Genomic DNA, 10,850 nt, shown 5'->3' with positions numbered 1-10,850 from the left:
GTAAAAATAGCTACGCCTAATGGTGGAGCTATTTTTTTGTTAGATTGCAGGTGTATATGATTGTTACGAATTAAAAATGAATTTCATATTATACATATAATGGAGGGGATGTGCATGAAGGAGCAATATAAAATCATTGTTTTAAGTGATGAATTATCAGGGGAGAGGATTCGAAATACGTTAGACAAAAATAAATGTAAAACAATAGTTCATGTTGTAGACGTTTCAGATGTTGTTCGTATAGAAAGTTCTTTTCAATATATAGTCATTTGGAGAGGGGACGCAGAAAAACTTACAAATGAATTGATAAATAGGGGCGTGCAAAGTTCAAAAATTATTAATTTAACAAAATACATGTATGAATGGAAGGATAAATTAATTTCTATCTATCAAATAAATCCGGATCTTATGTCTTTATACATTTCTATGAAAAAAGCAAAGAGTGATCCGACGTATGAATTGTTTGCTACCGGTTTGTCTTATCCACATTGTGGCATAAGTACGGAGCTTCTCTCAAAAAAGTCAATAAAATTAACACTTCCATCGCAAGATCTATACTATGATTATTTAATAGCGTCACAACTTTTATCAAACAATCATTCATTTCAATATTGTTTAATAGGAATAGCCTATTTCTCGTTTTACTTTGATATGTCGTTATCATCTGAATCATATAGAATTCACAAAGTATATTATCCATTGTTTCAAGATGGTCATCATACTGTAGTTCACTCTCCTCTACCCACTGATGGATTCTCACATCTAAATACTCCGAAATCACTTCTTTCTATTTTTAATTTGCATTTTGAATATATTTTATTAGACGAACTAAAAGATGAATCATTGATACTGCCTTGGATAAATGCTGAATGGAATACTACTTCTCTTCATATTCCTTTTGAAGAACACGGGAAAATAAGAGCAGCTTCACATGCTAAATTGGCGTATCCTCATACTTTAGTTGAAAATAAAATGATTTTTAAGAAATATTTAGAATTACTGTTGAAAAATGATATAAAGCCATTAATTGTTGTGTTCCCTGTTACTTCACATTATTTCAATTGTAGTAGTAAGAAATTAAAAGAAGATTTTTATAAAGTTATAAATGATTTTCAAACTCAATATTCTTTTCAAATTATAGATCTATTTGATTCACCATTATTTTGTGATGATGATTTTTATGATAGTGATCATATGAATAAAAAAGGTGCAAATAAAATGTCCGCGTTATTAAATATGTTTATTTAGGAACGAAAAGTATGATATTTTGTTTCATGTTTGCATAAAAGTATATAGGCTCCATACAGTTAAAGTAATGTGATTTTTGTGTCGCGTATATAAATAATATGCGAAGAGGTGAGAGAGTTAAAATGAGAACTCGTATTGAAAGAAATGAAGAGGTGGTAGAGCAACTTCCGTTGGTAAGTGTATTAATTCCTACGTACAATCGTCCTCTTTACTTTGAAAAGGCGTTATGTAGTGTGTTAGAACAAACGTACCCTAATATAGAAATTATAGTTGGAGATGACAGCACGAATGATGAAACAGAAAAAGTGTTACAAAAATACTTATGTGATCATTCAAATATTATTTATATAAAAAATAGATCAACTCTCGGACAATTTGAAAATGCGCTAATGTTATTTAATGAAGCGAACGGTGAATATATAAATTTTTTAATGGATGATGATGTATTTCATGTGAATAAAATTGAAAAAATGATGAAGTATTTTTTCAATGATTTAGATAATGAAATTAAGCTTGTAACATCTCATCGTCAAGTCATTGATGATAAAGGGAAAGAGCTACGACATATTTATTCGACTGTCCGTTTATTTGAAGAAGATACGATTATAGAGGGAACAGAATTAGGAAATAAGGTAATTGTGGATCAAAAAAATTATATTGGAGAACCGACAACAGTTTTATTTCGTAAAAATGATTTACAAGAACCATATGGAATTTTTGATAAGAGGCGGTATTTATGTAACGTAGATATAGCTTCATGGTTATCTTTATTAAGTAAAGGAAAAGCAGTATATATAGCAGAAACGCTTAGTTACTTTCGATTACATCCAGATCAACAGTTAAATGAATCTAATAAAATGATGGATGGGTTAGAAGATTTTTCACACAGTATTATAGCAGGCGAAAAATATGGTTTCTTATCCACTGAAAAAGAGTTAGACAAAGCAATAACTAATTTTCTAGATTATGCAAGAAGGATAGTTCCATCATCGATATTATATACATTAGACTATTACCAAAAAATTAGAGCGAAGAAAATAAACATAGAAAAGAAAAAACAACATATAAATAATAATTCTTCATTACCGAAAGTAAGTATACTTATTCCTGCATACAATAGACCTTATTACTTGGAATTAGCACTCAACAGCGCTTTGAATCAAACATATGAAAATATTGAAATTATTATTTCTGACGATAGTACAAATAATGAAGTCAATGCTATGATTCAACCGTACTTACGTGAATATGAGTGTATTACATATGTTAAAAATGAAACGCCGTTAGTTGCCGAAAACTTTAATAAGTGTGTAGAACTTGCGAATGGGGACTATATAAACTTTTTATTAGATGATGATTTATTTCATCATGAAAAGATCGAGAGAATGATGAAATACTTTTTGACGTTAGAAAATATTTCATTTGTGACGTCATATCGTGAACTGATTGATGAGAATGGAGAGATATTACCACCTTCAACATTAAATATGAAAATCGCGAAAGAAACTACACTTTTTGAAGGAAAAGAATTAGGAAATTATATGTTAAAAAACTTAAAAAATGTAGTTGGTGAGCCGACAACTGTTTTGTTTAATCGGGATTTGTTTGACGGGAAGTTTGGATATTTTAAAGGAAAGGCTTATTCTGCTATTAATGACATTGCAACTTGGCTAGATATGATGAGGAAAGGAAAAGTAGTTTATATGCAAGAACCTCTTAGTTATTTTAGACAACATAGTGGACAAAATCAAAAACAAATGCATTTTATTTTAATGACAATTGAAGAGTGGATTGAATTAATTATAGATGCATATAATAGTGGATTTTTAAGCTCCGAAAGTGAGTATAAAGAGAGTTTATCTTATTGTTTAGAAAATGCGGGATTTATAGTTAAGGATGCAGTAAGAAATGGCGAACTAGATCAAATTTATAATGAAAAGATAAAAAAAGGGTTAAACAAGTTAGTTGCTCATATGTTTGAGAAAGAATCTTGTTATTGTCAATATTGCAATCAACAATTTGAAAAATTTTCACCTTGGCCAGCGCATTATGATTTTCCGAAATATAAATTTGAGATGTGGAATAAAGATACAGGGATATGTCCAGTTTGCAATTCGATGGATCGTGAAAGATTGTATCGTGCGTACATTGAAACGGAAACGGACTTGTTAAATAGAAACTATACAATGCTTCATATTGCACCTGAAGCGAAGTTAAGAGATTGGTTTAACGAGTATAAAAATATTACGTATGTATGTGGTGACTTAGAACCAAAGGATCCATTAATGAAGGAAATTGATGTTACAAGGATTACATATGATAGTAATACTTTTGATGTAATATTATGTAGCCATGTGTTAGAACACGTTCCTGATGATGACAAAGCAATGCGAGAGTTATATAGAGTGTTAAAGCCAAATGGATGGGGAATTATTCAAGTACCGATCGTAATGAATGTAGATTTTATTATAGAGAATGAATTAATTGTAACACCACAATTGAGGAAATTAGCTTTTGGTCAAGAAGATCATGTGAGAATTTACAATCAATCGGGATTTATTCAACGATTAATGAATGCAGGATTTAAGGTAGAATTATATAACATAGCGGAAAAACAAGGAATGAAAAGTGCTAGGAAATTTGGATTATCTGAAACAGATATGCTCTATATTGTCCGAAAATGATAGGAAGGAATAGATAGATATGGAGAATATTCCTTTTTTACGTGCTTCAACTGTACCTGTAAGTGAGTATTTGGACGAATTGAAGGAAATTGATACATCTCACATATATACGAATTATGGACCTATAAATCAACGTTTTGAGGAAACAATTATGTCGTCATTTTTTCAAAACAGGGGAGCTGTTACAACAGTAGCAAACGCAACGTTAGGGTTAATGGCGGCTATTCAACTAAAGAAAAGAAGAAAGGGAAAGTATGCTCTCATGCCTAGTTTTACATTCCCTGCGACTGCCTTAGCCGCTATTTGGTGTGGACTGGAACCTTACTTTATTGATATTTCAATAGATGATTGGTATATGGATAAAACCGTACTTTTGGATAAAATAGAAGAATTAAAAGAAGAGGTTGCGATTGTTATCCCGTACGCCACTTTTGGATCATGGATGAACTTAGAAAAATATGAAGAATTAGAGAAGAAGGGGATTCCGGTTGTCGTAGATGCGGCGCCGGGATTTGGTTTAATGAATGGAGGGATGCATTACGGTCAAGATTTTAGTGGAATGATCGTATATAGCTTTCATGCAACAAAGCCTTTCGGAATTGGTGAAGGAGGGCTCATATATAGTAAAAACGAAGAAGATATACAACATATTAAAAGAATGGGGAATTTCGGATTTGATAAAAATCGTGAATGTACGATGATGGGGTTTAATTGTAAAATGTCTGAATACGCAGCCGCTATTGGGATTGCGACTATAAAAAAGTGGGATCAAAAATTAAAAGAACGCAGCCGTATTTCTGAATGGTATAAACAGTTGTTACAAAATACTGGGTTAATGAAAAAAGGGTGGAAAGTCCAAAAGACAGAAGCAGTTATTCACCAATTTATGCCTATCATTTGTCCAGAAGAAGTTCGCAACATACAAGTAATAGAAGAACTGAAAAAACAGAAAATAGAAGCTAGATTATACTTTTCACCATCTTGCCACCAACAAGTTCTTTTTAAAAACTATAAGTCTACAGATTTAACAAAGACGAATAAAATAGCAAAACGAATCGTAAGTTTACCTTTATGGGAAGGAATGACGAAAGAACTAGTAGAGCAAATTGTAATTTGTTTAGAGCAGAAGGTGGTGTCGGTAGATGAATAGTTTTTATAGTCAAGAAGAACTAAAGAAAGTTGGATTTTTATCTGTTGGGAAAAATGTATTGGTTAGTAAAAAAGCAAGTATATATAATCCGAGTGCTATATCAGTTGGCAATCATGTAAGAATTGATGATTTTTGCATTTTAAGTGGTAAAATCACAATTGGAAGTTATTCGCACATATCAGCGTATACAGCGTTATATGGAGGGGAAGTTGGGATTGAAATGCATGATTTTGCAAACATCTCAGCTAAAACAATCATATATGCAGTACTTGATGATTTCAGTGGAAATACATTAATGGGTCCAACCGTCCCGAATCAATATAGGAATGTGAAAGCAGAAAAAGTTATTTTAAAAAAACATGTGATTATTGGTGCTAATTCTATTATTTTTCCAAATGTAACGGTAGGAGAAGGTACGGCAGTCGGTGCGATGAGTATGGTAAAAGAGAGTTTAGATGATTGGTATATTTACGCTGGAGTTCCCGTAAGAAAAGTAAAACCTCGTCAAAAAAAGATGCTAGAGTTAGAAATTGATTTTTTAAAAGCATTCATTCTTAACAAAAAAGAATGAATGTTTTTTATTTTTATCTCGCTATTTGCCGGGCAGTAAGACCCTACCTCAAAATTCAGCGGAAGTAAAGAAGTTAGGTGGGGATCGGGCTGATAGCCAGTGGGGGATGAACAAAATCCTCACTGATTAAACTTTCACTTTATCCCGCTATTTGCCGATAAAGATTCGACTGGTGAGGGCTAATTAAAGTTTCACTTTATGATAGAGCAGAGAGTATCTTAACTTATTGTGTTTTAAATTTTGCTGACCAAGGCAATACTGAGCCATAGTGAATGTAAAGTTGGAGGGCGAGCGTATATGTTTGATGAGGATGGGATTGTTTTAATTATGGAACCAGCTGATGAAAGAAACTTGAGGAGATTTATTTTTTCAGTGCCAAAGTCAGTGTATGAAAAGAAGGGGCTTACATTACACTATGGAACAGCTATAGGACAAGGATATATGGATATAATTGAAGATATTATAAGCGTACATATAGAAATAGATGTTGTAACGATAATAGGGCATGTAAGAGGGTAAATAGCTATTTGAAAAAGGTTATAAACAATTTAGCTAGAAGTTATGTATAGAGAAAATTACAGACAATTATAAGGACGAAGGGGGTCTAAAATGAAAATAAAATCAATTTTATTAGTATTTATAGTTTCAATTGGTTTAATGGGATGTTCAATAGTGGAGGAAGGAAAGAACTCCATAGATTATGCTCAAAAGGCGACAGATTATGTAAATGAAATAAGTGCATTTGCAAATGATGCGCCAGCATTAGCAGAAAAGGCCATTAATGATAGCGAGGCTCGAAAAGAATTAGAAACGAAGCTTAGTGAAATTAAACAAGATATACCCGCATTCAATGAATTAACGCCACCTGATGTAGCAAAGGATCTTCATCAACAAATCGTCGGATATAACGAAAAATTAAATACGTTAATTGATACGGCGATGACAAAGATAGAAGAAGGGAAAGTGGATGTAGAGCAATTTAAAAACTCTGAGCTTATGCAGACGGTAGATCAAGTTCGAGATTTGAAAGATAAAGTGCAAAATTTAGGTCAATAGTAAAAAGCTCCGTTTGTGATAAACGGAGCTTTTTACTATTGGATACAATAAACGATTACACCAACGATAATAATCATGTTGCCGATGAGTTTACGTTTCGTTATTTTTTCTCCTAGGAAATACCAACCGAAAATTAATATGATGATATAACTTAAGGATTCTAATGCTGATGCTTGTTTTAATGCCATACCCTTCATGGCGATAACATTTAATCCGGCGTTAATTACAAATAAAGAGTAGCCGATAATAACATAAGGATTCACATATTCTTTTATTCTAGAATCGTATTGTTGCAAAGTAGCTTTTTTTAATAATATTTGTGAGTAATTAGCTAAAATTATCCCGAAAATAAATAATAACATATAACTATTCATCTTTTGTCACCACCACAATTCCGACAATAATAATAGCTGCACCAAGTAAATGATTCCACTGAATCGTATCTCCAAATAGAAATACTGACCAAAGCATTGACCACAGTATAATAATTCCGCGATGTGAATATGCTTTTGAAATTTCGAAATGTTTAATTACTTGTTGCCATAAAATTGCATATCCGAATAAAAGTATAACTAGTCCGAAATAAGCAACAAAAAATGAGATGGAAGCAATGGGGAATTTAGCTGCCCATTTCATGTAAACCATAATGATAGAATATATCAAAAAAGCTACATGTAAAAATACGTAATTTTTAATAGTTGGTTTCATTTATTCACTCTCTTTTGCATATAAATATATATTTATACCTAATTTTTCTAATGATAGATATTGGAACGTATTTTGTTTAATCTTTCACATTCCAAATTATATAGTATCATGGCTTTTATTGTAAAACAATAGAAGCTATGCATTCATTTTTTCCAAGGTTCTACAATATGTATCGTTTTATTTGTTGCATCCAACTCTACTTGAACACCGATAGGCATGGTAATCATGGGATGTGTATGACAACAATCGAAGTCAGCTAGAAAAGGAATTCTTTGATTTTGAAGTACTTCTAATAGTATTTCAAAAGGTTTTCGATTTGTACCACAATCATCAAATTGCTCATGTTTTCCAAGAATGATACCTGAAATTTTATCGAATACACCGTTAATTTTAAGTAATGAAAAGCTTCTTTCAATAGTAGCTGCATCTTTTGAACTGTCCTCAATGAAGAGAATGTCGCCTTCTTGAATATGTGGCATATAGGGGCTACCCCAAATTCCTTGTATCGTGTTTAAATTCCCGCCAATAATACGCCCAGTAGCTTTTCCATCAATTACTGAAATCCAATCGTTTGGTCGAAGTTCTTTCTCCTTCGTCTTTTCTTCCCAATTAATAAATTCATCTGACCAAAATAATGGTTGTTTTATATGATAAGGAAGAGAATGATCATGTAGTAAAGTTTCAGCAAAATATTTGTATGTGCAATCAACAAAAGGTTCAAATTCGCCAAAGGAAGGGACGAGAGCTGGTCCATAAAATGTAGGGATTCCTGTTTTGGCGTAAATTGCTAGTAATAAAGCAGTTGCATCTGAATACCCAATCATTATTTTAGGGTTCTTTAGAAAAGCATCATAATCAATATAAGGTAATATTGAATTTGAATTCATCCCACCAATTGTTGACATAATACAAGAAATATTAGGATTTCTTATTAAGACATTTAGCTCCTCAGCACGCTCTTGTATACTACCAGAACGATAAAAATCATATCGACCTGTTAATGAACCTTCTAATATATGAAACCCTTTCTGTTGTAAGTAAGATTTTGCTCGTTCAAATCTTTTTGGAGAAGTGTAGGTTACTGGTGAAGAAGGGGAGTAGATCCCAATTGTGTCTCCGTATTTTAATGATTTTGGAAGTAGCATTTGTATGAATCCCTTCTATTAAATAGTTTATCTCGCTATTTGACGGGTAGCCCGATTGGGGGGCTGATTAAAGTTTCGCTTTATTTACGAGATTTTATTATTGAATATTCTTACGTTTCAACATTGTAAGTTTAACATAAATAAATTAAAATAATCATTGCTGTATATGAATAAATATACCTTTTACCTTGACTGTATAATGGAATTGTTGATAAGGTTAAATGTGAGTGTATAAAAGGTTTGCTAAAGGAGTTTTGAAATGAATCGGTTAAAATGGGGAAGGATGACAGTCCTATTAGTCATTATTTTAGGGATATGTTGGTTCTTATTCCAAGGAAATCAAAAGAGCGTAGCGAATGTAGAGGGACAACCTTTGCAAGTGGCAGAACTACCTAAAGCAGGATTTACTGAAAAAGTAGTCCCGCCAAAGTACATCCCACCAGAAATTAACGCAAAAGCAGCTATGATTATCGATGCGAGTGATGGAGATATTATTTATCAATATAATGAAAATGAAGCTTTTGCACCAGCTAGTATGTCTAAGATGATGACAGCGTATCTCCTACTAGAGAGTATACATAACGGGAAAGTTCGCTGGGAAGATCCAGTGAAAATGAGTGCGAAGGCGGCACAAACAGAGGGAGCGAGAATCCCAGTACAAGTTAATGACACATTAACTGTTAAAGATTTATATCATGCATTAATGATTGAGTCAGCTAATAATTCAGCTGTGGCTTTAGCAGAATATATGGCAAAATCGGAGAAAGATTTCGTTCAGCTTATGGATGCAAAAGCGAAACAGTTAAAAATGTCGGAACATGCTAAATTTGCAAATGCTTCTGGATTACAAGAGCCAGATGGAAGTGAAACAAAAATGACGGCTGGTGATGTAGCACAATTGGCTTATCATCTTATAAAAGATTATCCGGAAATATTAGAAGTGACTCACTTACGTCAAAGTCAGCTAGCATTTAATAATATTAATGTTATAAGCACAAACGACATGTTAAATAAAAATAATAAAAGTTTATATATAGAAGGAATAGACGGACTAAAGACTGGATTTACAGATAGTGCAGGATACTGTTTTACTGGGACTGCAAAGCAAGGTGATAATCGAATTATTACAGTGGTCATGGGGACATCAAGTAAAACAAAACGTTTTACAGAGACAAATAAGTTAATGTCGTATGCATTTGGATTAGTTAATTAAGTAAGTAAAATACGAATCTAGATCGCTACATAAGTAAGACTGTTTGTTGTTACTAATTTTAGATAACAACAAACAGTCTTTTTATTTTCATTTTAAAAAGGAAAAAGAGTCTAAATACAAGTGTTAACATTTGAGTTTATTTGTTGCTGTGATATTATAAAGTTATAAGCTTATTAATAATAAGTTTGAGGGGCGTAATATGATATATACATATGAAATAGCCTCAATTGAAAATTGGAGGGAATTATGATGGCAAAAGATTTTTACTCAGCAATTGAAGACAGAAGATCTATTTATGCGATTAGTAAAGAGCAAGTAGTTTCTGATGAAAAAATTCAAGAAGTGATTTATCATGCTGTAAAACATACACCTTCAGCTTTTAATTCTCAAAGTGCTCGTGTTGTTGTTTTATTAGGAGAACAACATGATAAATTATGGGATATTACGAAAGAAACGTTACGAAAAATTGTACCTGAAAATAACTTTGTACCTACTGAAGAAAAAATGAATGCATTTAAAAGTGGTTATGGAACGGTTTTATATTTTGAAGACAGTGAAGTAGTGGAAGGCCTTCAAGCAAACTTTGCATTATATAAAGATAATTTCCCAACTTGGTCTCAGCAATCATCAGGAATGTTACAATTTGCAATTTGGACAGCTTTAGAAATTGAAGGGTTTGGTGCTACATTACAGCATTACAATCCACTAATTGATGAAGAAGTGAGAAAAGAGTGGGGTGTTCCAGAAAATTGGAAACTCACTGCGCAAATGCCATTTGGTAAACCAGTAGTACAGGCTGGTGAAAAAGAATTCCAACCGTTAGAAAACCGTGTGAAAATTTATAAATAAAATAATTTGATAAAAGGTGAACAGGAATATAACCTGTTCACCTTTTTTTATACATAATAAGGGTTTTTTTGTCCGGCATTTTTCATCTGATTTTTTAATTCATTTTTACGTGTTTCAATAGCGGATACTTTTTGTAATGTTATCATTGAAACGAATTGAATAAAAGCATAGTATAGCTCTATATTTTTTTGTATTGGATCATCTATTATATTTCTCACAAATATGC

The 10,850-nt window shown here is 32.2% G+C and carries 12 protein-coding genes; 8 read left to right on the top strand and 4 right to left on the bottom strand.

Features of this window, described 5'->3' with window-relative positions:
• The first annotated feature begins 114 nt into the window (after positions 1-114).
• The 6 genes from HMAS_RS14710 (at position 115) to HMAS_RS14685 (ending at position 6,709) form a co-directional block, all read left to right on the top strand.
• A complete protein-coding gene (locus HMAS_RS14710; RefSeq protein ID WP_116344897.1) occupies positions 115-1,248 on the top strand; it encodes a hypothetical protein in 1,134 nt (377 codons plus the stop codon).
• Positions 1,249-1,370: 122 nt separating this feature from the next.
• The gene (locus HMAS_RS14705) at positions 1,371-3,932 is read left to right on the top strand and encodes a glycosyltransferase (protein WP_001260405.1); all 2,562 of its coding nucleotides are present in this window, start codon (positions 1,371-1,373) and stop codon (positions 3,930-3,932) included.
• Between the two features lie 19 nt (positions 3,933-3,951).
• The gene (locus tag HMAS_RS14700; RefSeq protein WP_000427966.1) at positions 3,952-5,082 is read left to right on the top strand and encodes a DegT/DnrJ/EryC1/StrS family aminotransferase; all 1,131 of its coding nucleotides are present in this window, start codon (positions 3,952-3,954) and stop codon (positions 5,080-5,082) included.
• A complete protein-coding gene (locus HMAS_RS14695) occupies positions 5,075-5,653 on the top strand; it encodes an acyltransferase (protein WP_025710350.1) in 579 nt (192 codons plus the stop codon). The genes HMAS_RS14700 and HMAS_RS14695 overlap by 8 nt, the downstream gene beginning before the upstream one ends.
• 297 nt (positions 5,654-5,950) lie before the next feature.
• Positions 5,951-6,172 (top strand): hypothetical protein, encoded by a 222-nt coding sequence (locus HMAS_RS14690; protein ID WP_000459099.1) that lies wholly within the window; start codon positions 5,951-5,953, stop codon positions 6,170-6,172.
• Positions 6,173-6,262: 90 nt separating this feature from the next.
• On the top strand, positions 6,263-6,709 hold the full coding sequence (locus tag HMAS_RS14685) for a DUF6376 family protein (RefSeq protein WP_000695198.1): 447 nt from the start codon (positions 6,263-6,265) through the stop codon (positions 6,707-6,709).
• A 35-nt stretch (positions 6,710-6,744) separates the two neighbouring features.
• Here the strand turns inward: HMAS_RS14685 and HMAS_RS14680 are convergent, their stop codons facing one another.
• From HMAS_RS14680 to HMAS_RS14670, 3 genes are all read right to left on the bottom strand, one after another.
• The gene (locus tag HMAS_RS14680) at positions 6,745-7,083 is read right to left on the bottom strand and encodes an EamA family transporter (protein ID WP_001089868.1); all 339 of its coding nucleotides are present in this window, start codon (positions 7,081-7,083) and stop codon (positions 6,745-6,747) included.
• On the bottom strand, positions 7,076-7,417 hold the full coding sequence (locus HMAS_RS14675) for an EamA family transporter (protein WP_000805125.1): 342 nt from the start codon (positions 7,415-7,417) through the stop codon (positions 7,076-7,078). Before HMAS_RS14675 ends, HMAS_RS14680 begins: the two co-directional genes overlap by 8 nt.
• A 143-nt stretch (positions 7,418-7,560) precedes the next feature.
• Positions 7,561-8,562 (bottom strand): S66 family peptidase, encoded by a 1,002-nt coding sequence (locus tag HMAS_RS14670; protein WP_000926318.1) that lies wholly within the window; start codon positions 8,560-8,562, stop codon positions 7,561-7,563.
• A gap of 259 nt (positions 8,563-8,821) precedes the next feature.
• On the opposite strand from HMAS_RS14670, the gene HMAS_RS14665 reads away from it, so the two are divergent.
• The gene (locus tag HMAS_RS14665; RefSeq protein WP_097862606.1) at positions 8,822-9,775 is read left to right on the top strand and encodes a D-alanyl-D-alanine carboxypeptidase family protein; all 954 of its coding nucleotides are present in this window, start codon (positions 8,822-8,824) and stop codon (positions 9,773-9,775) included.
• 246 nt (positions 9,776-10,021) lie between these two features.
• Complete coding sequence (locus HMAS_RS14660) at positions 10,022-10,624, top strand: nitroreductase family protein (RefSeq protein WP_175879510.1); 603 nt, start codon at positions 10,022-10,024, stop codon at positions 10,622-10,624.
• A 47-nt stretch (positions 10,625-10,671) separates the two neighbouring features.
• Here the strand turns inward: HMAS_RS14660 and HMAS_RS14655 are convergent, their stop codons facing one another.
• Complete coding sequence (locus HMAS_RS14655; protein WP_001244279.1) at positions 10,672-10,842, bottom strand: hypothetical protein; 171 nt, start codon at positions 10,840-10,842, stop codon at positions 10,672-10,674.
• Positions 10,843-10,850 lie beyond the last annotated feature (8 nt).

This window comes from Bacillus sp. HMA207, assembly GCF_003402455.1.
GTDB lineage: Bacteria > Bacillota > Bacilli > Bacillales > Bacillaceae_G > Bacillus_A > Bacillus_A cereus.
This window is presented reverse-complemented; position numbering and strand designations above follow the sequence as displayed.